General features: G+C 65.1%; 29 protein-coding genes and 2 tRNA genes. 17 read left to right on the top strand and 14 right to left on the bottom strand.

The features are described from left to right. Positions 1-111 precede the first annotated feature (111 nt). The gene (locus IB235_RS07190) at positions 112-756 is read left to right on the top strand and encodes a TetR/AcrR family transcriptional regulator (protein WP_155038934.1); all 645 of its coding nucleotides are present in this window, start codon (positions 112-114) and stop codon (positions 754-756) included. A 101-nt stretch (positions 757-857) separates the two neighbouring features. Continuing rightward, positions 858-1,190 carry a hypothetical protein gene (locus tag IB235_RS07185; protein ID WP_155038933.1) on the top strand — a complete coding sequence of 111 codons (333 nt, stop codon included), beginning with the start codon at positions 858-860 and terminating at the stop codon, positions 1,188-1,190. A gap of 53 nt (positions 1,191-1,243) precedes the next feature. Here IB235_RS07185 and IB235_RS07180 read toward each other — a convergent pair whose 3' ends face one another. From IB235_RS07180 to IB235_RS07155, 6 genes are all read right to left on the bottom strand, one after another. Then, positions 1,244-1,552 (bottom strand): hypothetical protein, encoded by a 309-nt coding sequence (locus tag IB235_RS07180; protein WP_192336182.1) that lies wholly within the window; start codon positions 1,550-1,552, stop codon positions 1,244-1,246. A gap of 147 nt (positions 1,553-1,699) precedes the next feature. Next, positions 1,700-1,773 (bottom strand) — tRNA-Cys (locus tag IB235_RS07175). Positions 1,774-2,182: 409 nt separating this feature from the next. Next, positions 2,183-2,266, bottom strand: coding sequence for a hypothetical protein (locus IB235_RS25795; RefSeq protein WP_370576845.1), 84 nt, complete (start codon positions 2,264-2,266; stop codon positions 2,183-2,185). A gap of 459 nt (positions 2,267-2,725) precedes the next feature. Next, positions 2,726-2,914 (bottom strand): hypothetical protein, encoded by a 189-nt coding sequence (locus IB235_RS07165; RefSeq protein WP_192336180.1) that lies wholly within the window; start codon positions 2,912-2,914, stop codon positions 2,726-2,728. After that, a tRNA-Gly gene (locus IB235_RS07160) sits at positions 2,887-2,961 on the bottom strand. Before IB235_RS07160 ends, IB235_RS07165 begins: the two co-directional genes overlap by 28 nt. A gap of 182 nt (positions 2,962-3,143) precedes the next feature. Further along, complete coding sequence (locus tag IB235_RS07155) at positions 3,144-4,505, bottom strand: condensation domain-containing protein (RefSeq protein ID WP_192336179.1); 1,362 nt, start codon at positions 4,503-4,505, stop codon at positions 3,144-3,146. Between the two features lie 191 nt (positions 4,506-4,696). Here IB235_RS07155 and IB235_RS07150 point away from each other — a divergent pair, with 191 nt between their 5' ends. Beyond that, a complete protein-coding gene (locus IB235_RS07150) occupies positions 4,697-6,316 on the top strand; it encodes a (2,3-dihydroxybenzoyl)adenylate synthase (protein WP_192336178.1) in 1,620 nt (539 codons plus the stop codon). Positions 6,317-6,326: 10 nt separating this feature from the next. After that, entirely contained in the window at positions 6,327-6,572 is a 246-nt protein-coding gene (locus IB235_RS07145; RefSeq protein WP_192336177.1) for a phosphopantetheine-binding protein, read from the top strand. On the opposite strand, the gene IB235_RS07140 is transcribed toward IB235_RS07145, so the two are convergent. The 3 genes from IB235_RS07140 to IB235_RS07130 are packed head-to-tail and all read right to left on the bottom strand — an operon-like array spanning position 6,569 to position 9,182. Then, complete coding sequence (locus IB235_RS07140; RefSeq protein WP_192336176.1) at positions 6,569-7,339, bottom strand: SDR family oxidoreductase; 771 nt, start codon at positions 7,337-7,339, stop codon at positions 6,569-6,571. The two genes, IB235_RS07145 and IB235_RS07140, sit on opposite strands and share 4 nt — an antisense overlap. Continuing rightward, positions 7,330-7,983: an isochorismatase family protein gene (locus tag IB235_RS07135; protein ID WP_155038912.1), complete on the bottom strand. Its 654-nt coding sequence runs from the start codon at positions 7,981-7,983 to the stop codon at positions 7,330-7,332. The genes IB235_RS07140 and IB235_RS07135 overlap by 10 nt, the downstream gene beginning before the upstream one ends. A 17-nt stretch (positions 7,984-8,000) precedes the next feature. Continuing rightward, entirely contained in the window at positions 8,001-9,182 is a 1,182-nt protein-coding gene (locus IB235_RS07130) for an isochorismate synthase MenF (RefSeq protein WP_225612093.1), read from the bottom strand. Between the two features lie 355 nt (positions 9,183-9,537). Between IB235_RS07130 and IB235_RS07125 the strand changes: the two genes are divergently transcribed. From IB235_RS07125 to IB235_RS07100, 6 genes are all read left to right on the top strand, one after another. Further along, a complete protein-coding gene (locus IB235_RS07125) occupies positions 9,538-10,485 on the top strand; it encodes a diacylglycerol kinase family protein (RefSeq protein WP_192336174.1) in 948 nt (315 codons plus the stop codon). Next, positions 10,482-11,270 carry a metallophosphoesterase gene (locus IB235_RS07120; RefSeq protein WP_192336173.1) on the top strand — a complete coding sequence of 263 codons (789 nt, stop codon included), beginning with the start codon at positions 10,482-10,484 and terminating at the stop codon, positions 11,268-11,270. The genes IB235_RS07125 and IB235_RS07120 overlap by 4 nt, the downstream gene beginning before the upstream one ends. A gap of 111 nt (positions 11,271-11,381) precedes the next feature. Further along, positions 11,382-12,278 (top strand): siderophore ABC transporter substrate-binding protein, encoded by an 897-nt coding sequence (locus tag IB235_RS07115; RefSeq protein WP_192336172.1) that lies wholly within the window; start codon positions 11,382-11,384, stop codon positions 12,276-12,278. After that, entirely contained in the window at positions 12,275-13,228 is a 954-nt protein-coding gene (locus IB235_RS07110; RefSeq protein WP_192336171.1) for an ABC transporter permease, read from the top strand. Before IB235_RS07115 ends, IB235_RS07110 begins: the two co-directional genes overlap by 4 nt. Positions 13,229-13,239: 11 nt before the next feature. Beyond that, complete coding sequence (locus IB235_RS07105; RefSeq protein WP_192336170.1) at positions 13,240-14,193, top strand: iron chelate uptake ABC transporter family permease subunit; 954 nt, start codon at positions 13,240-13,242, stop codon at positions 14,191-14,193. Then, positions 14,190-14,948 carry an ABC transporter ATP-binding protein gene (locus IB235_RS07100; RefSeq protein WP_192336169.1) on the top strand — a complete coding sequence of 253 codons (759 nt, stop codon included), beginning with the start codon at positions 14,190-14,192 and terminating at the stop codon, positions 14,946-14,948. The genes IB235_RS07105 and IB235_RS07100 overlap by 4 nt, the downstream gene beginning before the upstream one ends. Positions 14,949-15,034: 86 nt before the next feature. Here IB235_RS07100 and IB235_RS07095 read toward each other — a convergent pair whose 3' ends face one another. Beyond that, a complete protein-coding gene (locus IB235_RS07095; protein WP_192336168.1) occupies positions 15,035-15,829 on the bottom strand; it encodes a VOC family protein in 795 nt (264 codons plus the stop codon). A gap of 166 nt (positions 15,830-15,995) precedes the next feature. Between IB235_RS07095 and IB235_RS07090 the strand changes: the two genes are divergently transcribed. Continuing rightward, on the top strand, positions 15,996-17,231 hold the full coding sequence (locus tag IB235_RS07090) for a class I SAM-dependent RNA methyltransferase (protein WP_192336167.1): 1,236 nt from the start codon (positions 15,996-15,998) through the stop codon (positions 17,229-17,231). A 14-nt stretch (positions 17,232-17,245) separates the two neighbouring features. Here IB235_RS07090 and IB235_RS07085 read toward each other — a convergent pair whose 3' ends face one another. Continuing rightward, positions 17,246-17,869, bottom strand: coding sequence for a hypothetical protein (locus IB235_RS07085; RefSeq protein WP_192336166.1), 624 nt, complete (start codon positions 17,867-17,869; stop codon positions 17,246-17,248). A 264-nt stretch (positions 17,870-18,133) separates the two neighbouring features. On the opposite strand from IB235_RS07085, the gene IB235_RS07080 reads away from it, so the two are divergent. Next, positions 18,134-18,310, top strand: coding sequence for a hypothetical protein (locus IB235_RS07080; protein WP_170297617.1), 177 nt, complete (start codon positions 18,134-18,136; stop codon positions 18,308-18,310). 122 nt (positions 18,311-18,432) lie between these two features. Here IB235_RS07080 and IB235_RS07075 read toward each other — a convergent pair whose 3' ends face one another. Then, complete coding sequence (locus tag IB235_RS07075; RefSeq protein WP_192336241.1) at positions 18,433-18,948, bottom strand: L,D-transpeptidase; 516 nt, start codon at positions 18,946-18,948, stop codon at positions 18,433-18,435. Positions 18,949-18,962: 14 nt separating this feature from the next. After that, on the bottom strand, positions 18,963-20,024 hold the full coding sequence (ribA, locus tag IB235_RS07070) for a GTP cyclohydrolase II (protein ID WP_192336165.1): 1,062 nt from the start codon (positions 20,022-20,024) through the stop codon (positions 18,963-18,965). 133 nt (positions 20,025-20,157) lie between these two features. Here ribA and IB235_RS07065 point away from each other — a divergent pair, with 133 nt between their 5' ends. The 5 genes from IB235_RS07065 to IB235_RS07045 all read left to right on the top strand — a co-directional run bounded on the left by IB235_RS07065 (position 20,158) and on the right by IB235_RS07045 (position 23,686). After that, entirely contained in the window at positions 20,158-20,844 is a 687-nt protein-coding gene (locus IB235_RS07065; protein ID WP_155038900.1) for a response regulator transcription factor, read from the top strand. Between the two features lie 218 nt (positions 20,845-21,062). Further along, complete coding sequence (locus IB235_RS07060; protein WP_192336164.1) at positions 21,063-21,848, top strand: exodeoxyribonuclease III; 786 nt, start codon at positions 21,063-21,065, stop codon at positions 21,846-21,848. A 74-nt stretch (positions 21,849-21,922) separates the two neighbouring features. Then, positions 21,923-22,840: a thioredoxin gene (trxA, locus tag IB235_RS07055; RefSeq protein ID WP_370576842.1), complete on the top strand. Its 918-nt coding sequence runs from the start codon at positions 21,923-21,925 to the stop codon at positions 22,838-22,840. A 1-nt stretch (position 22,841) separates the two neighbouring features. Then, entirely contained in the window at positions 22,842-23,483 is a 642-nt protein-coding gene (locus IB235_RS07050) for an LON peptidase substrate-binding domain-containing protein (RefSeq protein ID WP_155038898.1), read from the top strand. Beyond that, complete coding sequence (locus tag IB235_RS07045) at positions 23,480-23,686, top strand: Trm112 family protein (RefSeq protein ID WP_155038897.1); 207 nt, start codon at positions 23,480-23,482, stop codon at positions 23,684-23,686. The genes IB235_RS07050 and IB235_RS07045 overlap by 4 nt, the downstream gene beginning before the upstream one ends. Before the next feature lie 81 nt (positions 23,687-23,767). Here IB235_RS07045 and argC read toward each other — a convergent pair whose 3' ends face one another. Further along, complete coding sequence (argC, locus tag IB235_RS07040) at positions 23,768-24,676, bottom strand: N-acetyl-gamma-glutamyl-phosphate reductase (protein ID WP_192336163.1); 909 nt, start codon at positions 24,674-24,676, stop codon at positions 23,768-23,770. Between the last annotated feature and the right edge of the window lies 1 nt (position 24,677).

Genomic DNA, 24,677 nt, shown 5'->3' with positions numbered 1-24,677 from the left:
TCTTTGCAACTTCAGGTAATCAGCCTACAAATGAACCATCTGGTTCGCTCCGGTGATTTTTCTGAGTGGAAGCCCCTGATCCCAAGGGCAGATTTTAAGGAGCTCCGGTTGATGGAGAAGGGTACTTCGGTCATGAAAGGGCGCAAGTTCCTTCAGGTGCTGGAGGGTGCGCGGACGATCTTTCTGAGGGATGGTTTCGAAGGCGCAAGCGTCGATGACATCGCGCATGAGGCAGGGGTCTCCAAGGCCACGCTTTACAGCTATTTCCCCGACAAGCGGATCATGTTCACCGAGGTCTTTCGCAACGAACTGGCCCGTGACACTGCCGATGCCGGCGCGCTGCTCGAGGTGGATCTGCCGGTGCGCCAGATCCTGCCCTTCATCGTGCAACTGATCTCGGCCCATATCGTCTCGGATTTCGGGCTGGCCATGTACCGGGTCAGCGTCGCCGAGGCGGACCGCTTCCCCTCGCTCGCCCGCGAATATTACGAATCGGGCCCGGTCCAGCTGCGGCTTCAACTGGTCCGCTACCTGCGCCATCGCGCCGCGCGCGGCGAGTTGGAGATCGCCGATTTCGATCTTGCCGCGGATCAGTTGATCGAACTGGCCAGCACAACCCTGCATGATCGCGCGCTGTTTGCCGGGCGCGAAGCCATCGATGCCGAGCTTTTGCGCAAAGTCTGCGACGGGGCGGTGCGCATGTTCCTGGCCTGCTATGGTACCAGCCTGTCCGAATTCAGGGGGCAGGGCGCGTAGAAAGGTCACGCCCTCGGGGGAATGCGTCGCAACGGCTTCATTTTTCTGGCTCGTCTTCCTATGATGCGGCCACCAAATTTCAGCACCCTTGGATGAACTTGATGAACCGAGCCCTTCTGCTTCTTGCAGCTCTTTCTCCGCTGGCCGCTTGCGCACCTGCGCCCGCGCCTGAGCCCATCCCGCAGGTTGCGCCTGCGCCCATCGCCCCGGTTGCCGGCGTGTCGGGCCTTCAATCGCGCGAGCCCGATGCCTGTCACGCCAAGGACTATGTCTCGGCGCTTGGCCAGCCCGGCACCGTGATCCCGTCGCTGGGCATCACTCGCGAACTCCGCGTGGTCGAATATCGCGGCATCGAGCCGCAGGAATACAACCCGCTGCGCATCGTGTTCCGCCTCGATGCTTCGGGCAAGATCTACAACATCGACTGCGGCTGATCCGGCCAATGCGATTCCCGCTGCCGGCAAGGCTGGCAGCGGGTCTCAGCGACCTACCGACAGTTGTCGGTCTGGAACAGTTTACCGTCCGAGAAGAACTCCATCTTCTTGTAAGGATGTAGATAAAGTCGATATGTCGGGCCACCGTCGGTTGTAAGGCCGACCACGGCGGTTGTCTCTGCAGTTTCTTCCATAGCGAGGACGCTATATTGAGTGTCGTTAGCTGAAACCGACCGAAGGTCAGTGTCGAATTCCACCCGATATTCCCGTTTGGGGTTTTCACAGATCAGGGAGACCGGGTCGCCCAGCGATATCTGTGGGATGATGACGGCGGTGGACAGAGCAACAGCCAGAAGTTTCACGAAATGATCTCTCCGCATGGTATCGGTGCATTGCCGATGCCGTCGCATGGGATCGCATTCAAGCGCAAATCAGTTGGTGAGGCTTTGGGCAAATCGACCCACGTGCTGCCATGAAACTGCAGCGACATCCTGTGCTTGATCGGGAAGTGGAGGCGGGTACCGGAATCGAACCGGTCTTCACGGATTTGCAATCCGCTGCGTAACCTCTCCGCCAACCCGCCGCTGTCGTAGGATGGGACGGGGTTTAGCTGCTTCGGCGGCGGGGCGCAAGACGGCGTTTTGCTTTGCTGCGCTTAGATTGGGCGTTGGCCCCGGATGTAACGGCGCCGGAGCGGATAGGCCGCATCGGGACCGGGCAGATCGGGCGCGCGCGGGAAAGCCGCGCCGGATCAGCAGGATCTGGAAAAACGAGGTTCAGCCCGGTTCAAAGGCAAGGGCGCAGCCGGGCAGATACAGCCGGAACGCGCGCAGCACCTCGGCGGCGCGGCCAGGGGGCTGGGTCGGGCGCAGCATGGCCTTGGCCTGCTCCAAATGGGCCTCAAGCCGATCCGACCATTTCCGCGGCGCGCGCGATGCGGGTGCAGGTTTTCGGTATCGACCATTTCCAGCCGTCCGCCGACGGTGCGTCGTCTAACCGGTCAAGGTGACGCCTTGAATCAGCGCCATGCCTTTGGGACGCAGCAGGTCGAGGATTCGCGCACAATAGGTCGGCATATTGGCGCGGTCGACATGTGCGAACATGCCGACCGAGGCCGGTTTGTCGAAGGGGGCGGTTGGAAATCGCGATAGTCGGATAGCTCGATCCGGACTCGGCCCTGCAACCCGTGTTCTGCGATCTAGTCTGACGCACCTACCTGATCCGGGTCCACAGATGCTGCCGCAGAGGCGGGATCTGGCATAGCCCGTGCATGGCGGCGAGGGCCGCGACCACCTGCATCAGGTCGCGCATCCCGCGCGATACCGAGATATTGCCGTCAACAATCTCTCCGGCAGGGCGCACAGATTGCCCGAAGCGAGTCGGGCAAGGGCGGCAGAGTTGTGAAAGAGGATCTCGACCGGGGCGGCGTCAGGGCCCAGCGTCCGGCCCGTTGGCAGTCGCAGCCGCGGTGCTAGGCTTAGCTGTTCCAGCTTACTTGAAGTCACCTGATCCGTGGCGGTCATGTCCCAACCTCGTCAGCGGGCGTCGAAGGTCAGCGGCGCTGCCATGCGAGGGGTCAGCATACGCTTTTCCCCATGGCGCGGGTCAAGCGCCTGATCCGTCACAAATCGATGTCCGGAAAAAACAAAAGCGGCCCGAAGGCCGCTTTTTGCTTTCTTCCTTTCGGAAGATTTTTTGGAGCGGGCGATGAGATTCGAACTCACGACCCTAACCTTGGCAAGGTTATGCTCTACCCCTGAGCTACGCCCGCACTCCATTCCGTCGGTTGCTTCCGGCTTCGTCTGCCGTCGTCCCCTTCGGTGAGCGGTGATTTACGGAAGGTAGCGGGGGGGCGCAAGAGCAAAAAACGAAATTCTTAAAAAAAACTTCAAGAAACTTTGTAGATCATTGTTTTTGATATGTTTTCATTTCGTTTTTGATGATGCGCCCGGATCAGGCCGGTTCAGCATGGCGGCTCAGGGCACCGATCGGGCGGTCCTGGGATTCGTTGCGCAGTGCCTCTCGCAGGAATTCCGGCAGCGAGATACGATGCTCGTGGAAGTCCTTTGGCGGGGTCAGGGACGGATCGCCGTCCATGCGCAGTTCCAGCCCCTGCGCGGTGCTGTCGGCGCGGATGGTGATGTTGAATCCGTCGCCCGGTCCGTTCGACAGGACATGGCGCTGGGTCTGGCATCCGGGCAAACTGGCCTGATCGAAGGGCAGGACGTTGATCAGCGGAGAGAAGAAGAATCGCTCCTGCGTTCCCAACCCGTGATCGAATCCGATCTGCTCGATCCGGTAGCGGCCATGGCGGCGCAGCTTGCGCAACCGCGCTGCCAGCCGGGTGAAGGTGGCGCGGACCGTCTCATCCGCCTCGACGGAAACATCGAAGGGCAGGATATTGACCACCAGCGCCGGGATCGAGATCGCGACGCTGCCCATCCGGCTCAGATAGGGCAGCCAGACCGGCAGCGCGGCGCGCGTCCCGTCATCATGCCGCGCGACCGAGCCGTCCTTCAAATGCAGCGCTGCCCATGCCGCGCAAAGCGCGGTCAGCAGATCCGGCCAGCCGATGCCCAGTTCGGCGCTGCGGGCCAGCAGCGGTGCGCGCAGGTCCGAGAGCGATTCCTCATGGGACATCTCTTCGGCCGGGTAATCCTCGGAGCCCTTGGTCAGCGTCATTGGTGCTGGCGGGGCGGACAGGACCTGACGCCAATGCGCGCCGTCGGTGTCGTGGCGCGGACTGGCGCGATAGGCATCCTCCTCGGCCAGATAGGCGGGGAAGTGGCCAAAGGGCGCACCAGCATCCGTTCCGCCGACCTCGGCCGCGTAAAGCCGGGCGCAACGCGATTCGATCAGGCCCATCGCATAGCCGTCCAGTACGATGTGATGGCCGCGATTGTACCAAATCGCATGATCCGACCCCAGATGGATCAGCCATTCCGCCGCGATGGGTTGGGTCAGCAGGTCCAGAGGTGCCTCCAGATCGGCCTGCATCATGGCCATGGCGCAGGCCCGAGGGTCGGCATCCGCCGACAGGTCGATCCGGCGCAGGACCGGGCGGCGGCCCTCGTCCAGACGCTGACGGGGCTGGTCATCGCCTGTGGCGGTGAAGCGCAGGGCCAGCACATCCGTTTCAAGGATGGTGCGGGTGATGGCGCGGGCAAGGGCCTCGATGTCCACAGCGCCGCTGAATTCGATGGCATGGGCCACGGTGGAAACCGCCTCGCCCGGATGTGCGCGGAATTCCTCCCAGAAATCCAACTGTGCGAGGGTCAGCGCGAAATCGCGTTCAATATATTGATTGTTTTGCATGATTCTGTCCGCCCGGCGGGCGTGGCCCGGAAATGTGGCTTCGGGGTTCTGGCTGGCTGACCCGCGGCGAACCGCGGGCCAGCTTGCTTCGAGAGAGAAAGCCATATAAAAATACTCGACTATTACACCGCGTCAAGCGGGGATCGCGGCGCAGGCAGTCTTTCGCCGCTCAATGGACAGGAATTTTCGCGATGATCGAATTCACGCCCTGGCCCGACAATCTGGCCCGTCGCTATCGCGAGGCCGGTTACTGGATCGGCCAGCCCCTGACCCGCATGCTGGACCAGCAGGTCGCGACCCGCCCGGATGCGACCGCGATCGTCTGTGGGTCCCGACGGCTGAGCTATGCCGATCTGGACCGGCAGTCGCGTCATCTGGCCGGGCGCCTGGCCGCAAAGGGCTTCGGTCATGGCGATACGGCACTGGTGCAACTGCCCAATCTGGCCGAGTTCTACGTCACCTTCTTTGCCCTGCTGCGGATCGGGGTCGCGCCGGTCAATGCGCTGTTCAGTCACCGTCGGTTGGAAGTGGCGGATTATGCCCGCCAGATCGCGCCCGCCGTGGTGATCGGTGCCCGCGCGCATGAACTGTTTCGCGACGATGCCTTTGCCGATGAGCTGTGCGCGGGCGGCACCCGCCTGATCCTGCTGCTGGGCGAGGATGACCCAGCCCGCAGCCTGTCCGATTGGCTGGCCTCGGGTCCGGCTCTGCCCGAAGGCGCGGGGCCGACCCCTGCCGATCAGGTCGCCTTCTTTCAGCTTTCGGGCGGCAGCACCGGCACGCCCAAGCTGATCCCGCGCACCCATGACGATTACGATTACAGCGTCCGGGCCAGCGTCGAGATTTGCGGCGTGACCGCGGACACCCGTTTCCTGTGCGCGCTGCCGGCGGCGCATAACTTCTCGCTCAGCTCGCCCGGCGCGCTGGGGGTGTTCTATGCCGGGGGCACCGTGGTCATGGCAGCCAGCCCCGAGCCGCTGGCCTGTTTCGACCTGATCGCGCGTGAAGGCGTGACCATGGTCCCGCTGGTGCCCCCGGCTGTGGCGCTGTGGCTGCGCGCCGTCGAGGATGATCCGGCCCGCCGCGCCCAGCTTGCGACGCTGGATCTGATGCTGGTCGGCGGCGCAAGCTTTGCCGAGGCCACGGCCCGCCGCGTTCCCGACACCCTTGGTTGCCGGTTGCAGCAGGTCTTTGGCATGGCTGAGGGGCTGGTGAACTACACCCGGCTGGACGATCCTTCGCAGATCGTCTTTGCCACGCAGGGCCGCCCGATCAGCCCCGATGACGAAATCCGCATCCTTGATGAGGGTGGCAACCCGGTTCCTGACGGCCAGCCCGGTGCATTGGCCACGCGCGGCCCCTATACGTTCCGCGGCTATTACCGCAGCCCCGATCACAACGCCCGCGCCTTCGATGCCGACGGCTTCTATCATTCCGGCGACGTCGTGGTCCGCGAAAACGGCTATCTGCGCGTCGTCGGGCGGATCAAGGACCAGATCAACCGGGGCGGGGAAAAGATCGCCGCCGAGGAGATCGAGAACCTGCTGCTGCGCCATCCCGACATCACCCACGCCGCACTGGTGGCGATCCCCGATCCGCATCTGGGCGAGAAAAGCTGCGCCTTCCTTGTCCTGCGCGATGGGGTGGAAAAGCTGTCCCCGCCCGCGCTGCGCCGGGCGCTGCTGGAACAGGGCGTGGCCGAATACAAGCTGCCCGACCGTTTCCGCATCCTTGCCCAGCTGCCGCTGACCGCAGTGGGTAAAATCGACAAGCGCCGCCTGCGCGACAGCTTGACCCCTGAGACCGCCTGAAAGGACGACCATGACCACCCTGACCGAAACCGCCGAGCTTTCCCCGGAATGGCTGGCCGCCCGTGTCCTGTCCCTGATCGAGGACGAGACCGAGATCGACCCGACCGAAAATCTGGTGCTTTACGGGCTCGATTCCATCTCGGTGATGACGCTGTCCTCCGAGTTGAAGCAGCGCGGCATCGAGGCCAGCTTCGATGAGCTGGCCCGCGAGCCGACGCTGAACGCATGGTGGGCGCTGATCGCGGCGCGACGTTAAGCGCGCAGCGTCGCACCCCCATCGACATAAAGGTCGGCCATGGTGACATGGCCGGCCTGATCCGACAGCAGATACATGACCGCGCCGGCAATATCCTCGGGGGTGGCCAGCTTCTTCAGTGGGATGCCGGTGCGATAGGCGTTCAGACTGCCCTCGATCACCGCGCGTTCGCCCGCGCCGCCATCCTCGGTCCACATGCCGGTCTGCATCGGTGTCAGGGTCGAACCCGGCGCGACGATATTGCAGCGCACGCCTGACCCCGCCAGTTCCAGCCCCAGACAGCGCACCAGCATCGTCGCCGCCGCCTTGGACGCCGCATAGGCGCCCATGTTCTGGCGCGGGATGCCTGCCGCGTTGGAACTGACCGCAACCAGTGCGCCGCCACCGTTCCCGGCCATCGCCCGACCAAAGGTGCGGGTGACGTTGAAGGTTCCGGTCAGGTTGGTGCCGATCACCCGATCCCATTCGGTCTGGGGCAGATCGACCAGCGGCCCGATGGCCAGCACCCCCGCCGCATGGACGCCCAGCTTCAGCGGACCATGCGCAGCCTCGGCCTCGGCCACCAATGCCTCGACCGCAGCGCCGTCGCGGACATCCAGCGCGCGCGGGATCGCGCTTTGCGGCAGCGGAGCCGCGAGCGCGGCGGCGGTATCGGTCGCCACCACCGTCGCGCCCGCGTCCAGCAGGGCGCGGGTCACGGCCAGACCGATCCCCCCCGCCGCACCGGTGACAATGGCCAGATGCCCTTCGAACCCGCTCAGGCGCATGTCGCGACCTCGCCTGCAAACACATCCAGCGCCTGTTCGGTCAGCAGCGGCACGCCGCAGGTCGCCGCGATCCAGCCCATCGCCAGATCATGCTTCTCGCGCGAGAAATCGGCCTGTGCATCGGCTATGGCAAAGGCCTCGATATCGCGCTGGAACGCCTCGACCGCGGTGGCGAGGCAGCCGATATGGGCATAGATCCCGCAGATCATCAGCTGATCGCGCCCACGCGCCCGCATCAGCGTTTCCAGATTCGAGCGCTGGAAGGCGCTGTAGCGGTGCTTGTGCAGCACGATGTCGCCCTGCTCGGGGGCAAGCTGGGGCAGGATCTCCTCATGCTCGGGGGTGGCGCTCATTCCCGGCCCCCACAGGTCGGCCTGAAGGCCGCGGTCGGGGCGGAACTGGTTGCCTTTCTGCGCGGTGTAGAACACCGGAACGCCCGCCGCGCGGGCCGCAGCGATCAGCCGGGCGATATTGGCAACCATCGGGGCCAGAGGCGCACCCTCGGGATAGGGGCGGCAGAAATAACGCTGCATGTCATGGACCAGCAGGGCCAGACGGTCGCGTTGCGGCTGCCACGGCCCGCGCGGCTGCGGCAGGTCAGCGGCGCGGGGCAGGGCATAGGGGGCAATGCCGGGAAGGGCCATGGTCGGGGTCTTTCGCGTTATTGGATCAGTCCGGCCAGCCCGGCATCCGCGGGCAGGCCAAGGGCAGCAAGGAAGGCACCGAATTTCGCGCCGGTCTCATGGGCTTCGGCCAGGGGGTCCGAGCCGGGCACGATCCCGGCCCCGGCATAAAGCCGTGCCTCGGCGCCGCAGATCTCGGCGCAGCGGATGGCGACATGCCACGCGCCGTCGCCCTGCGCGTCGCACCAGCCGACCGCGCCGGCATAGAAATCGCGCGGCGCGGGTTCCAGTTCGCGGATCAGCGACTCGGCCCGGCCCATCGGCAGACCGCAGACCGCCGGGGTCGGGTGCAGCAGGGACGCGAGCACCACCGAGGGCGTATCCATGTCCCGCAGCCGCCCTTCGATCCGGGTGCCCAGATGCCACATGCTGCGGGTCGAGGTCAGGGTCGTGCCCTGCGGGATCGCCAGCTCGCGGCAAAGCGGCGACAGGCTGTCCATGATGTATTCGACCACGATGGCATGTTCGCGGTGATCCTTGTCCGACCCCATCAGCGCCTCGGCCGCCGCCCGGTCAATGGCCGGATCGACCTCGCGCCGGGCCGAACCGGCCAAGGGATGCGAGGCGATCTCGGCACCGGATTTCGACAGCAGCAGTTCGGGCGTCGCACCACACAGGACCACGGGACGGCCATCCCGCGGCGGCAGCGCCACCCGGAACGCGGTGACCGCCGGGTCCTGACCCAACCGGCGCAGCAGGGCGTCGACCGGGATGTCATGTCCGGCCCGGACCAGCAGGCTGCGGGCCAGGACGATCTTGTGCAGGGCGTCGGTTTGCCCGGATTCGTCCTGCATCAACTGCAGGGCGCGACCGACCGATTGGGCATAATCGGACGCAGGGGGCTGGGCCTTGATCTGCCAGTCCTGCAGCGGCAGGCCCATGGTCGATACGGCTTCGGCCGCAGCGGGTTCGGCGCGGCATTGCCACAGGCAATCCTGATCGGCACGGTCAAAGGGCAGGGCCCCACCGATCAGGCTGTCCGGCGGCGCGTCGGCAAAGGCGCGGCTGATACGTTCGGCCAGATCATGGCGGGTGCCACGCGGCAGGGGCGTCGCCGCCCCCCCGCCCGAGGCATTGTCCCTGCCACGAAAGACAAAGGCCGGGGACGGGTTTCGGGTCAGTCCGGCCACATCGGAAGCATCGGTAATACGGATGTTCATGCGTGATCTCATCGAATGAAAATGCGCGCTGCCGCGGCGACAAAGGCGCACGGCAGGGGGCGGCGAATAGGTCGCAAATTGGCTGGCTCCAGCCGGGTCTGCGGGGCGGAACTCTCTCCTGCTCGTGACATTCCCGGGTGGCGGATACGCCGTTTCGCCCGTGTTTCAGGCGAATGGCGAACAGAGGGCGCATGACCCCTGCTGGCTTCCCGCGCGGAACATGTCTGAGGCGATCTGAAAGGGCAAGTAAAATCGTCAGGATTGTAAGGGGTGGCGGAACCCCGCCCATCCATCGGCGGGAACCCCCGGCGGATAGCGGTGTTGGCCCTGACATGTCCCAACGCCCGAGGTTCCGATGCCCCCATCCGACAGCGCCTTCGATCTGGCCAAGGCGCATGTCTGCGTGATCGTGAATCAGGGTTCGGGGCGCAAGGCGGGGGACAGCATCGCCGACCAGATCCGCGAGCGTTTGCAGGGTCGCGTGGCGCGGCTGGATTTTCGCCGCACACCAAAGGGCGGCGATCTGACCGGCATCGCCCGTCATGCGATCGGTCAGGGCTTCGACCTGATCGTGGCGGCAGGTGGCGATGGCACGCAGGCCGCCATTGCCAGCGCGGTCGCGGGCAGTCCCGCCGCGATGGTGGTGATCCCCGGCGGCACCTTCAACTATTTCGCCCGTGATCTGGGCGTCGGCGAGACGGTCGAGCAGGCGCTGGCGGTCCTTGACGCCCCCCATCTTCGCCGCATCCATGTCGGCGAGATCAACGGGCTGCTGTTTCTGAACAATGTCAGTTTCGGCGCCTATCCCGAGATCCTGAAACGGCGCGAGGACATCTACAAACGCTGGGGCCGCTCCCGTGTCGCGGCCTATTGGTCGGCGGTGGTGGCGATGTGGAACCTGCGCCACCCGATCCGGCTGGTGGTGCGCGCGAACGGGACCGAACGGCGCTTCAAGACCGCGCTCGCCTTCGTCGCCAAAAGTGCCTACCAGCTGGACAGTTTCGGTCTGGACGGGGCCGAGGACATCCGGCAGGGGCGGCTGGCGCTGCTGGTGGCGCGGGCGCGCAGGCCGTGGCCGCTGATCCGCTCGGCCCTGCGGCTGGCCTTTGGCAAATCCGCCCGCTACCAGGATTTTGACCTGATCAGCGCCGAGGAATTCACGTTGGAAACCGAACCGCGCCACGAATATGTCGCCCATGATGGCGAAAAGCTGTGGATGGATTCGCCGTTTTCGGTGCGCGTCCTTCCCCAGGCCTTGGCGGTCCTTGTGCCCTCGGGGTCCAACGGACGGGATGCGACATGACCCGGCTGGTGCATCTGTCAGATCTGCATTTCGGCCTTGAGCGCGCCGCCCTGATCGAACCGCTGTTGGAGCGGGTCAACGAGGCCCGCGCCGATCTGGTCGTGGTGACCGGCGATCTGACCCATCGTGGCCGATCGGCCCAATTCGCCCATGCGGCGGCCTTTCTGCGCCGGATCGAGGCACCGCTTTTCGCCGTGCCCGGCAACCATGACATCCCGCTTTACCGCCTCGACGACCGGGTGATGCAGCCCTATCTGCGTTATCGTCGCGACATTTCCGAGAATCTCGAACCCGTCGGCCATGTCGGGCGGCTGCGGGTGCAGGGCGTGAACAGTGTCGATCCGATGGCATGGCAGCGCGGCCAGATCACCGCCGCCCAGATGCGCCGCGTCACCGATCGGATCGAGCCTGACTGCATCAATATCGTCGCCCTCCACCACCCGCTTCAGCAACGCCCCGAGATCGACAAGGCCCTGATGCGCGGTGCCCCCGAGGCGCTGGCCCTGTTCGAACTGAAGGGCGTCGATCTGGTGCTGAGCGGGCATCTGCATATCTGGGCGGCGGGGGCGTTTTTGCCGCCGGACGGGCGCGGGATGCTGCAGATTCAGGCCGGGACGGCGCTTTGCGCGCGCGAAACCGACCTTCAGAACGAATTCGCGGTGCTGGATTTCGACGGGTCGGATCTGCTGATCGAACGCCATGTCGCGCCGATGGACCAGCCGGGTTTTTTGCCGCCCCAGTTCCTGCGCTTCACCCGCGCCAACCGGCGCTGGCGTGCGGCCTAGGCGGAAATCCGACAGTTTCACTTTGTTTTGGCTGGACCTGATCCTGACCAGAGGCTAGCTAAGCCGCGACTCCGCGGTCACGCGGTGGCCAGAAGCATCAGAGGTCCAGACATGCGCGCCTTCGCCCTTTCGACTTTCCTTGCATTCTCTCTTGGATCCGCGGCCTTTGCTGCCGATCTGTCGGTGCCGACCGCACAGGGCGATGTGGCCCTGAAGGGCGTTCCGCAAAAAGTCGCGGTCTATGACCTGCCTTCGCTGGATACGCTGACGGCGCTTGGCGTCGATGCGGCGGGCGTGCCGGAAAAGCTGTACGTCAAGCACCTGCAGCCGCTGGCCGACAAGGCCGCGCCGGTCGGCACGCTGTTTGAGCCGAACCTTGAGGCGCTGGCCGGGCTGGGTCCCGATCTGGTCGTCGTCGGCGGCCGCTCTGCCGCGCAAAAGGCTGCGGTCGAGCAGGTGGCCCCGGCCATCGACATGACCATTGGCGAGGATCTGCTGGGCGACGCGAAAGCCCGCATCACCGCCTTTGGCACGCTGTTTGACCGTCAGGACAAGGCCGCCGAGCTGACCGCCAGCCTTGACGCCAAGGTCGCCGCCGCCACTGCTGCCGGCAAGGACAAGGGCAGCGCGCTGATCGTCATGACCAACGGGCCGAAACTGGCCGCCTATGGCAAGGCCTCGCGCTTTGGCTGGATCCATCAGGCGACCGGCCTGCCCGAGGCGGTCGAGACGATCAAGGACGCCAATCACGGCGACGCCATCAGCCACGAATTCATCGCTCAGGCCAATCCCGACTGGCTGATCGTCATCGACCGCGGTGCCGCCATCGGCGAAGAAGGTCAATCCGCCGAGGCCGTGCTGAAAAACCCGCTGGTCGAGGGCACCAATGCCTGGAAATCCGGCCATGTCGTCTATCTGGACGCGGCTGACGCCTATATCTCGGCCGGGGGTTATACCTCGACCACCACCCTGCTGGATGAGTTGACCGCAGCGCTGACCAAGGGATGAGGCTTCTGCCAGCCGCGATGCTGGTTCTGGCTGGCCTGAGCGTGGCCAGCCTGACCATCGGCGCCGCCAGCGTCAGCATCCTTGAAGCAACCCGCGACCCTTGGGCGGCACTGGTCCTGATGGAATCGCGCCTGCCCCGGACGCTGGCCGTGATCCTGACCGGCGCGGCGCTGGCGGTGGCGGGTGTGGTCCTGCAAGCCCTTGTCCGCAACCGCTTCGTCGGCCCCGAAACCACGGGGACCGCCGAAAGCGCGACATTGGGCCTGCTGGCTGTCACCATCCTGTTCCCGGCCTCCCCGCTATGGGTCAAGATGGTGGCGGCCAGCCTTGCCGCCATGCTGGGCACGGCGCTGTTCGTCGCCGTCATCCGCCGCCTGCCGGTGCGCGAGGTGATGCTGGTCCCGATCGCAGGGCTGGTGCTGTCGGGGGTGATCGGTGCGATCGCCACCTTCATCGGCTGGCAGACCGACCTGCTGCAATATGTGAATGGCTGGCTGATGTCGGGCGAGTTCTCGGGCGTGCTGGCCGGGCGGTATGAGCTGCTTTGGGTCGCGGCCGTGGCGGCGGGTCTGGCATGGTTCGCCGCTGATCGCTTTGCCATCCTCGGGCTTGGCGACAGCGTGGCCACGGGGCTTGGCCTGTCGCCGGGCGCGGTGATGCGGCTGGGGCTGGCGGTGGTCGCGGTAGTGACGGCTATGGTCATCACCACGGTCGGGCTGATCCCCTTTGTCGGGCTGGTCGTCCCGAATATCGTCGCCCGGATCATGGGCGACAATCTGCGCGCCTCGATTCCGGTGGTGGCGGTGTTCGGCGCGGTGCTGCTGCTGACCTGCGACCTGATCGGGCGGCTGATCCGTTTCCCCTATGAGATCCCCGTCGGCACCATCCTTGGCGTGGTCGGAGCGGCCATCTTCCTGTGGCTGCTCTACCGCAGGCCCGCGCATGGATAGGCGGCCCGCATATGAATAAACGGCTCGTGCTTTGGGTGCTGGCCGGAGTGCTGGTGCTGTCAGCGGCAATCTGGCTGCTGCAGGGCCTGCCCGATGGTCAGGCGCGGGCATTCGTGCTGAAGCTGCGGACCGAGCGGCTGGTCGGACTGCTGCTGGTCGGGATTTCGACCGGGATGGCGACGATCCTGTTCCAGACGGTCGCCGCGAACCGGGTGCTGACGCCGCAGATCATGGGCTTTGATGCGCTTTACATGCTGATGCAGACGCTGTTGGTTGCAGCCTTCGGCATTGCCGGTTTCGCCGGGCTGCCCGCAGGAGTGAAGTTCACGGGAGAGGTCGCGGTGATGGTGCTGCTGGCGGCGGCCCTGTTCGGCACGCTGTTGGGGCAGGGGGTGCGCGACATCCCCCGCACGATCCTGACCGGGGTGATCCTTGGCATTCTGTTCCGCTCTCTCAACACCTTTGTCGGGCGGGTGCTGGACCCCAATGAATATGCGGTGGTCCAGCAGGCCAGCTTCGCCAGCTTCAGCAAGATCGACGCGGCGCTGCTGCCTGCTGCTGGGGCGCTGACGCTGATCGGCGCGGCGGCGGCAATGCTGATGGCGTCACGGCTGGATGTGCTGGGACTGGGCCGCGATCCGGCGGTCTCGCTGGGACTTCATCATCGCCGGGTGGTGCTGGCGGCGCTGGCAATTGTCGCGTTGCTGGTTTCGGTCTCGACGGCGCTGATCGGTCCGGTCACCTTCTTTGGTCTGATCGTCGCTGGGCTGACCCACGGGTTGACCCACAGCGCGCGTCACCGGGTCCTGCTGCCCGCCTCCGCGATGATCGCCGCGATCACGCTGATCCTGGGCCAGACCGTGTTCGAGCGGGTGCTGGGTCAGGCCGCCTTCCTCTCGGTGGTGATCGAATTCGCCGGAGGCCTGTTCTTCCTGCTTCTGCTGATCAAGGGACGCATCCGATGATCCGTATCTCCGGCCTTTCGCATCGCATCGGCAAATCGGCGATCCTTCATGACATCAGCGCCGACCTGCCAAAGGGCAAGCTGACCGCGCTGATCGGCCCGAATGGCGCGGGCAAGTCGACGCTGCTGCGGCTGATCGGGCGGCTGGAACCGCTACAATCGGGCAGCGTCACCTTGGATGGCGAGGATCTAAGCCGGACGCCCACCGATCAACTGGCGCTGAGGATGGCGGTGCTGGGCCAGCAGACGGCGATCGCCAGCCGTCTGCGCCTGCGTGAACTGGTCGGTTTCGGTCGCTGGCCCCATCACAAGGGCCGTCCGCGTCCCCGCGACCTTGAGGTCGTCAATCAGGCGCTGGCGGCGTTTTCGCTGGATGATCTGGCCGACCGATTCATTGACGAGATTTCGGGCGGGCAGGCGCAGCGTGCCTATCTGGCGATGACCGTGGCGCAGGAAACCGACTGGCTGCTGCTGGATGAGCCGCTGAACAACCTCGACATGGCCCATGCGCGTTCGCTGATGGCGCGGCTGGGTGAATTGGTCAGGGTCGGCGGCAAAAGCGTCGTGACCGTCATCCACGAGGTGAACTACGCCGCTGCTTGGGCCGATCATGTCGTGGCGATGAAACAGGGCCGGATCGTGGCACAGGGCAGCCCCTATGAGGTGCTGACCAGCGAAACGCTGTCGATGCTTTATGACACGCCGGTCGGGGTCGGCAGCCATCGGGGACGGCCGCTGGTCCTGCATCACGTCTGAATTTTTTCTTGTGAAAGTATCCCGGGGACGCCTGCCCGACCCCATTGAGGGGTCGGGCAGGCGGGGGGCAGAGCCCCCAGGCGCCCTTAGCCCTTGGCCGCGACCGTGATCCGCGTACCCCAGGGGTCGGTGAAGCTGTTCGCCCCCAGACCCGCCAGCACGCCCGGATCGGCCTCCAGCACCAGTTCCGCCAGCCCGGTCGCATTCGCGCTGCGTTTCCCCGCGCCGCGGCTGTTCCAGATATTCCCCGCCAGATGGTGGTGATAGCCACCGCTGGAGAAGAAGCTGGCCCCGAAGCGATGCGAGGTGCGGTCCAGACCAAGGCTGTTCATGTAGAAGTCCTCGGCCTCGGCCACATCGCCGACTTGCAGATGGACATGGCCAACCACGGTGCCGTTCGGCGCGGTCTGCCAATCATCGGCACCGATGCCCAGAAGGCCGGGCACGTCCAGCGCCACCGTGTCCATCAACACCTCTTCGCCGCGCCGCGTCCAGCTGTCGCGGGGGCGGTCGACATAGACCTCGATTCCGTTGCCTTCGGGATCGTGCAGATAAACTGCCTCGCTGACCAGATGGTCCGAAGCCCCGTCCAGCTTCATCCCGCCCGCCGCGATATGGCGCAGCCAGCTTCCCAGCGCGGCGCGGTCGGGCAAAAGGAAGGCGGTGTGGAACAACCCCGCCTCATTCGGGCGATGGCGCGCGGTCTTGTCGGCGCGCAGTTCCAGCAGTGCCTGTCCATCCACGCCCAGCAGGACCTGCTCGGCATCGCCCGACAGGCGTTGCAGGCCGATCACCCGCTGATAGAAGTCCCCGACCTTGCCAAGGTCGTTTACGGTCAGGGCCACCCGGCCGATCTGAAGGGGGGCATCGCTCGTCGCCATGACTGTCTCCTTTCCCAATGCTTGCAGACAATCTAGCCCTTGGCATTCTTCCGGAAAATGGCGAAGGCAGGGGAATACTGTCACCCAATTGGCGACAATGACGGATCATTGCCTTTGCCGCCCTCAAAGGGCATGATGCAGGCCCTTTTTTCGCAGGCGCTCACCCATGACGACCCGACCCAGATCCCCGCGCCGTCAGGCCGCGCCCCGCCCGTCCGCCCAGACCCCCAAGCCATCCGCCAAGGCGACCCCCAAACCCGCCCCGGACCGGCCCGAACCTGCGCCCCTCGCTGCCGACCAGTCGCGGATGGAGATCTTCCTTGTCGCCACCCCCGGCCTTGAGGAACCCTTGGCGCAAGAGGCCCGCGACCGTGGTTTCACCCCGGAAATCCAGCCCGGCGGCGTCACCTTCACCGGCAGCTGGCCCGAGGTCTGGCGCGCCAATCTGGAAATTCGTGGCGCCACCCGCGTCCTGGTCCGCATCGGCAGCTTCCGGGCGATGCACCCGGCCCAGCTCGACAAGCGCGCCCGCCGCTTCCCCTGGGCTGATTTCCTGCGCCCCGACATCCCCGTCCGGGTCGAAGCCACCGCGCGCCAATCCCGCATCTATCACGCCGGGGCCATCACCCAGCGGATCGAGACCGCCCTGCGCGAAAGCCTTGGCGCGACCATCGCCGATGACGCGCCGGTCACGATCAAGGTCCGCATCGAGGACGACCTGTGCACCATCAGCCTCGACAGTTCGGGCGAGTCGCTGCACAAGCGCGGCCATAAGCAGGCCGTCGGCAAGGCCCCCATGCGCGAGACCATGGCGGCGATGTTCCTGCGCCAATGCGGCTACGACGGGCGAGAGCCGGTGCTGGACCCGATGTGCGGCTCGGGGACGTTCGTGATCGAGGCGGCCGAGATGGCGGCAAACCTGCGCCCCGGTCGGTTGCGCAGCTTCGCATTCGAACATTTCACCAGCTTCGACCCGCAGGTCTGGGAAAAGCTGCGCAGCGCCCCGGCGCGGCCCGCGCCCGACGCGCCGCGCTTTTACGGCAGCGACCGCGACCCCGGCGCCATCCGCATGAGCACCGAGAATGCCGAACGCGCCGGCGTTTCCGCACTGACCGAGTTCCGAAACCTGTCGATCGGCGATATCGAGCCACCCGAAGGCCCGCCCGGCCTTGTCATCATCAACCCGCCCTACGGCGCGCGGATCGGCAACAAGGGTCCGCTTTTCGGCCTGCACGCCGCCATGGGCGAGGCCCTGCGCAGCCGCTTCAAGGGCTGGCGAGTCGCCATCGTCACCACCGACGCGCAACTCGCCCGCGCCACCGGCCTGCCGCTCCTTGAGCCCGGCCCCTTCGTCGCCCATGGCGGGCTGAAGATCCGGCTATGGCAGACCGGGCCGCTGTGAGGCATAGGACGGGGTCATTCCGGAAGTGGGGTGACCTCCAGCATCTTTTCTTTCCGTTCGGCTTGCGCATTCGTTTCGAAGGTTGAAGCGCCTATGATCTTGCCTTTGTGAAAGGTCGCCTCGACCGTCGCTTCATATGGACGATTTGTCGGATCGAGTGCCTTGATTGTGAAGGCGTAAACATCGCTGTCGGTCAATTTCTCCTTTTCGATGAAGGCTGCGGTTACCCTAAACAGCTTGGAGTGAGGGCCCAATATCGGCAGGTCAGCTGGAAAGGTGTCATAGCGGTCCTGCAAGGTCTCCAGCTCGCCCAGTGCGCGTTCGCCATGCATCTGGTATTCGCAGCCGCTGCCACGGTACCTGATCTTGAAGGTGCGCAACTGCCCCGGAACGGGTTTGGTGGTGATGACGGCATAGTCTCCGACGAGGTAAATTCGGTCGCCGGGCGTGCGCGTCAGATGGCAGTTGATGTGGATGTCAAGCAGCCGGCTTAGTTCAGCGGCGGAATAATCCGACGCCAAAGCCGGGCTTGAGGGCGAACTGGCCAAAAACACCAAGGCGATGCTTGCGATATGCAGGGCGTGTCTGAACATGCGGCGCTGTGTCCCTTTGGATATTGGGGCGATGCCATTGATCATGAGTCAGGCCCCAATCTTGCCAATAGCGCGCCGAAAATCCACCAGTTCCTGACTGGGTTGCATTGACGAAAGGCTCAGGTTGAGCCGACGAGAGGTGCTGCCGTGCTGGACGGATTAGCCCGCTGCGTCGGTCAGCAGCGGCATCAAGATTGCCTGATCGGGGAATGCCGGGGATTGCCTTGGCGGCGCAATCGGCATCTATAGCGGTCCGCGCCGGAATGCTCGAAGATCACCGAGCTTCTGAAAAGAACGAAAGAGATACCTATGCCGAAACTGCCCGCCATCCTCATCTGTGCCTTGGCGCTCACCGTCGGTGCCTGCGGGCCAAACACCGCGACACGCGCCACGACCGGCGCAGCGGCGGGAGCTCTGGTTGCAGGGCCGATCGGCGCGGTCGCCGGGGCGGCTATCGGGGGCAGTGGCGCGGTGCATATCAAGTAAGGCTTTACCTCACCGCCCCGGTTCGGATCGCGGCGGAGTGAGTAATCCGTTGCAGGCCACCGGGAACGCTGCTGCCTTGTCATCAGGCCGAAGCGGATGGCCGGCTGCGGGCTTATCGTCGCTCAATCCTTGCCGAAACGTACCCCGGCCCGCCGCGTCGGCCAGCGAGGCAGGGCCGGAATGTCCAGAACCTCACCGGGTTCGATCACTCCGGCCAGCCAGATCAGATCGCGCCGCGCCATGGCAATGCAGCCTGCGGTCGGAAATCCCGGCCTGCGCCATTGATGCAGGAAAATGGCCGAGCCGAGCCCCGCCTGCGCATGCGGCCAGTTCCAATCGGTAATCAGCACGATGTCGTAAAGCGGATCGGCGCGGCGCATAGCCTCGTGACTGGGCGCAAAGGGCGCGCGGACGAACTGGTTGTAATCGGCGTGACCCGAGGCATCGCACCACAGATCGCCCGGCAGGATCGGTTGCGCCCAACCCGCAGGCCGCGCCACCCGGTCGGGGCGGTAAAGCAACCCGACAATGCGATGTTCGCCCAAGGGGGTGGCGCCGTCGCCCTCGCACTTGGCGTCGGTCAGGCCGCCGCGCCCGACCGAACAGGGCAGAACCCGGCCCCGCGCCATCAGCCCCATGGGCGTCAGCCGGATCACAGCAGATGCCCCGATTTTTCCGCCTTCACGTCCAGATAGCCGGTGTTGTGGCGATTGCGCGGGGTGATCAGCGGCACGCGCTCGGTCACGGCGATGCAATGGCCCTCCAGCATTGAGACCTTGCGCGGGTTGTTGGTCATCAGACGCACCTTGCTGAAACCCATGCGCCGCAGGATGCCGGCACCGATGCGGAAGTCGCGCTCGTCATCTTCAAAGCCAAGACGGTGATTGGCCTCGACCGTGTCAAAGCCCTGTGCCTGCAGGGCATAGGCCCGCATCTTGTTGGCCAGACCGATGCCGCGTCCCTCCTGGTTCAGATAGATCAGCACGCCCTCGCCCGCCTGACCCATCGCCCCCAGCGCGGCATGCAGTTGCGGACCGCAGTCGCATTTCAGACTGCCAAGCACGTCGCCGGTGAAGCACGCCGAATGCAGCCGCGCCAAAACCGGCTTGTCGCGGGACGGTGCGCCGATCTCGACCGCGTAATGCTCGGCCTCGCCATCGTCGGGTCGAAAGATATGCAGCTTCGAATTCTCGGCGGCCAGAAGCGGTAGCCGCGCCGCCGCGACCGGAGCCATGATGGATTCGCGCGCCAGTTGCTCCAGCGCCGGGCCGGGTTCCAGCCGGGTCAGCCCCTCGGGGACGCTATCCACCGGAACCATCAGCACGGCCGGCAGCAGTTCCGCCGATTTCGCCAGCGCGATGGCGGCACGATGCGCCGCGACATCGCCGCCGCGCAGGCTGTTGAGCGGCCCTTTCATCGGTGTCATCAGATCGCCCGCCGGATCGGCCATCGATCGCAGCCAGGCCAGATCGGCATCGGGGGGCAGCGCGATCCGCGCCAGATCGCCGTCATAAACCCGCGCCTTCAGCGTGCCGGCCCGCCAAGCGGTCAGCGCCAGATGCGCCGCGCCCATTTGGCGCATCAGGGCCAGCCGATCGGGCGACAAGGTCTCGATCGCGGCGGCCAGATAGCCCCCCAGCACGACCGGCAGACCGATCCGCAGATCGGTGCGCGCGCGCGAAACGGTTTCGATCAGGGTAGGGATCAGGGACATGGCTCGGGCCGGATTGAAACAAACTGAAACATAGGGACGATTTCCGACAACTCCATGTGAGAATTGCTGCAATGCGCTGGACGCCCGCCCCCGGTCCCCTCACGTTTCCGACATAAAGCCAAAGGAGGCAAGAATGGCCGGACTGAAAAAGATCCTGTTGGTCGATGACGAAGAGGACCTGCGCGAGGCGCTGGCCGAGCAACTTGTCGCGACCGAAGATTTCGAAGTGTTCGAGGCGGGCTCGGGCCATGAGGCGGTCGAACGCACCAAGGGCGCGATCTTTGACCTCGTGGTGCTGGATGTGGGCCTGCCCGATACCGACGGGCGCGAGCTGTGCAAGCGCCTGCGCAAGCAGGGCGTGAAATGCCCGATCGTCATGCTGACCGGACATGACACCGATGCCGACACCATCCTTGGCCTTGATTCCGGCGCGAACGATTACATCACCAAGCCGTTCAAGTTCCCGGTCCTGCTGGCCCGCCTGCGGGCGCAACTGCGTACCCATGAACAGTCCGAGGACGCGATCTTCCAGCTTGGCCCCTATACGTTCAAGCCAGCGATGAAGATGCTCATCGATCAGAAGGACCGCAAGATCCGCCTGACCGAGAAGGAAACCAATATCCTGAAGTTCCTCTATCGCGCGCAGGATGGCGTGGTTGCCCGCGACGTGCTGCTGCACGAGGTCTGGGGCTACAACGCCGGCGTCACCACCCACACGCTGGAAACCCATATCTACCGACTGCGCCAGAAGATCGAGCCCGATCCCTCCAGCGCGCGCCTGCTGGTCACCGAATCCGGTGGCTACCGGTTGGTGGTCTGAGGGCAGGTTTCAGCCTAGGCGGCGAGGGCGCTTCGCCCCCCGCACCCCCGAGGATATTTAAGCAAGAAAGAACTTCTCGACACTCTCGGTCCCGCGCAGCTTCTTTCTTGTCCAAATATCCCGCAGGGGGTTCGGGGGACGCGAAGTCCCCCGTGGCGGAACGGTGGACAAGGGCGCTCCGCCGCCCTAGGGTCCGGCCCCGACAAAGGAGCGCGCCCATGTTCACCATCGCCACCTGGAACATCAATTCGGTCCGCCTGCGCGAGGCGCTGGTCTCGCGGCTTCTGACCGAGGAAACCCCCGACATCCTCTGCCTGCAAGAGATCAAGACCCCGATCGAGAAATTTCCGGCCGAGGCCTTTGCCGCGCTTGGCTACCGCTATCTCGTGGCGCGGGGGCAAAAGGGCTATAATGGCGTCGCCATCCTGTCGAAGCTGCCGCTGGAAGATGCGGGCGACCGTGACTATGCCAGCCTTGGCCATGCCCGCCATGTCGCGGCCACGCTGGAAAACGGCGTTACCATCCACAATTTCTATGTCCCTGCCGGCGGCGACATTCCCGATCGCGAGCAGAACGTGAAATTCGGCCAGAAGCTGGATTTCCTGACCGAGATGCGCGACGCCTTCCATGCCGACAACCCGTCGAAATCGATCATGGTGGGCGATCTGAACATCGCGCCGCGCGAAGATGACGTCTGGTCGCACAAGCAGTTGCTGAAGATCGTCAGCCACACCCCCATTGAGGTCGAGCATCTGGGCGCCGCGCAGGACGCGGGCAAATGGGTCGACATCACTCGTCAGGACATCCCCTCGGGCCTGCTTTACAGTTGGTGGAGCTATCGCGCCAAGGATTGGGACGCCGCCGACAAGGGCCGCCGTCTGGACCATATCTGGGCCACGCCCGATATCGCGAATGCCGGCCACGCCAGCCGCATCCTGCGCCCTGTGCGCGGATGGGAACAGCCCAGCGACCACGTCCCGGTTCTGGCCAGCTTCGATCTGTAATCCGGCCTTTCGCAAGAGCCGATCAGGCACCATATTGCGCCTGACGCAAAACACCCGAACTTCTGGGGAAGACAATGGCCATGCTTTTTGACGGCGCCGCCCAACCCGCGCCCAAGACCGAAGACTTCATCATCGACGTGACCGAGGCCAATTTCATGGCCGAGGTGGTGGAAAAATCCATGGAGGTCCCGGTCATCGTGGACTTCTGGGCGCCGTGGTGCGGTCCCTGCAAGACGCTGGGACCCCAGATGGAGGCCGAGGTCGCCCGCCACAAGGGCCGCGTGCGCATGGCCAAGGTGAACGTGGACGAGAACCAGATGATCGCCGCGCAGATGCGCGTGCAGTCGATCCCGACCGTCTATGCCTTTTTCCAGGGCCAGCCGGTTGACGGTTTCCAGGGCGCCGTGCCGCAAAGCCAGATCAAGCAATTCGTCGACAAGTTGGCCCAGATGGGCGGCGATGATGGCGGCCTTGCCGATGCGCTGGAAGCGGCCGAGGCCATGCTGACCGAAGGCGCGAACGAGGACGCGGCCGAGACCTTTGCCGCGATCATCGGTGAGGAGCCCGAAAACGCCATCGCGTGGGGCGGGCTGATCCGCGCCCGTCTGGCCTCGGGCGATCTGGATGCGGCCGAAGCCGATCTGGCCAATGTCCCCGCCGCTGCCGCCACCGCCGCTCCGGTCGAAGCTGCCCGCGCCCAGTTGCAACTGGCGCGTCAGGCCGCATCGGCCGGACCGCTTGACGATCTGCGCCACAAGGTCGAGGCCGATCCCGCCGACCAGCAGGCGCGTTTCGACTATGCCACCGCGCTTCATGCCGGGGGTGAGGTCGAAGCCGCGATCGACCAGCTTCTGGAAGGTTTCCGTCGCGACCGCGAATGGAATGACGGCGCGGCCAAGGCCCAGCTCATCACCATCTTCGATGCGCTGAAGCCCACCGATCCGATTGCCCAGAAAGGTCGCCGGCGGCTCTCGTCGCTGATCTTCCTGTAAGATGGCGCGCAGCCCGGACCTGCCACGGACGATCCCGCTGTTCCCGCTGGGGGGCGCGATCCTGCTGCCGCGCTCGCGGCTGCCCCTGCAGATCTTTGAGCCGCGCTATCTGCAGATGGTCGAGGACGTGCTGGCCACGCCCGAGCGGCTGATCGGCATGATCCAACCCATGCAGAACGGCAAGGGGCGGCTGTCGCAGATTGGCTGCGCCGGTCGTATCGTCGCCTTTTCGGAACTGCCGGACCGGCGGATGATGATCTCGCTTCAGGCGCGCTCGCGCTTCCGGGTGCTGCATCAGGAACCCGAGGGCGAGCGCCCTTACCGGGTGGCGCTGGTCGATTGGCAGGATTTCCGGCAGGATCTGGACAGCCGCGGCGAATCTGCCCCCGGCTATGACCGCGCCACCCTGATGACGCGGTTGCGGCGCTTTGCCGATCTGCGCGGGCTGGCCTCGGATTGGAGCGCTGCCGAATCGGCCGAGGAAGAAACGCTGGTCAACATGCTGTCCATGCTGCTGCCCTTCTCGCATGAGGAAAAACAGGCGCTGCTGGAAAGCCCGACCCTTGCGGATCGTCGCGAATTGCTGGACGGGCTGCTGGAATACGCCCTGCGGGGCGGCGAAGACGAAGAGAGGATCCAATGAGCGACGCGACTGCATCCGCCCCCGAACGCGGTTTCGACCGCCATATGCTTGAGGCGCTGGTCTGCCCGGTGACCCATGCCACCCTGCGCTATGACGCCAAGGCGCAGGAGCTGATCTCGGAAGCCGCGGGACTGGCTTTCCCGATCCATGACGGCATCCCGATCATGCTGATCGACGAGGCCCGGCAGATCAAGGCCGACTGAGCTTTCGGTGCTGCTCGGCATACGGGCGGTTTACGGCCTGTGTACAGATGTCACAGGCCGTTTTTTCATGTTCTCAGGCCGTTACAGGCCCGCAGCCTCATCGGTGCCTAGCATGATGTTCAGGTTCTGAACCGCTGCGCCGGACGCGCCCTTGCCAAGGTTGTCCAACACCGCCACCAGCACCGCGCAGCCGTTTTCGGCATCGCCATGCACCGACAGTTCCAGCCGGTTGGTGTCATTCAGCGCCGTCGGCACGACCCGCGCCGCGGCATCGACGACCGAGACGAAACGGCTGCCCGCATAATGCGCCTCAAGCGCCTCGCGCAGGTTGGTCAGGTTACGCTTGCCGTCCAGATGCAGCGGGATCTGCACCGCCATGCCTTGGGCGAAATTGCCCACCGAAGGCGAAAAGACCGGGCGTGTCGAAAGCCCGACATATTTCATGATTTCAGGCAGATGCTTGTGCTTCTGTCCCAGTGCATAGACGAAGGCGGCGGGGGCCTGGCCGCGCTCGTATTCGCCGATCAGCTCTTTGCCGCCGCCGGTATAGCCCGACACCGCATTGATCGACAAAGCCTCATCCGCGCCGACCAGCCCGGCCTTGACCACCGGGGCAAGCGCCGCGATCGCCCCGGTCGAATAGCAGCCGGGATTGCTGACCAGTTTCGCGCCCGCAATCGCCTGGCGCATGCCGGGGGCCAGTTCGGCAAAGCCGAAAACCCAGGCCGGATCAACGCGATGCGCGGTCGAGGCATCGATGAAGCGCACCGGCAGGTCTGCGGCCAAAGCCACGGCTTCCTTGGCGGCCGCGTCGGGCAGGCACAGGATCGCCACATCGGCGCTGGCAAAAGCCTCGCGACGGGCATCGGCATCCTTGCGGCGGGCGGGATCGATCTGGATCAGTTCGATATCCTTGCGCCCGATCAGCCGGTCGCGGATCTGCAAGCCGGTCGTGCCAGCTTCGCCGTCGATGAAAACCTTATGCGCCATC

Source organism: Paracoccus sp. PAR01 (assembly GCF_014851995.1).
Classification (GTDB): domain Bacteria; phylum Pseudomonadota; class Alphaproteobacteria; order Rhodobacterales; family Rhodobacteraceae; genus Paracoccus; species Paracoccus litorisediminis.
The sequence above is the reverse complement of the archived record's forward strand: the minus strand, read 5'-3'. Positions and strand labels throughout refer to the sequence as shown.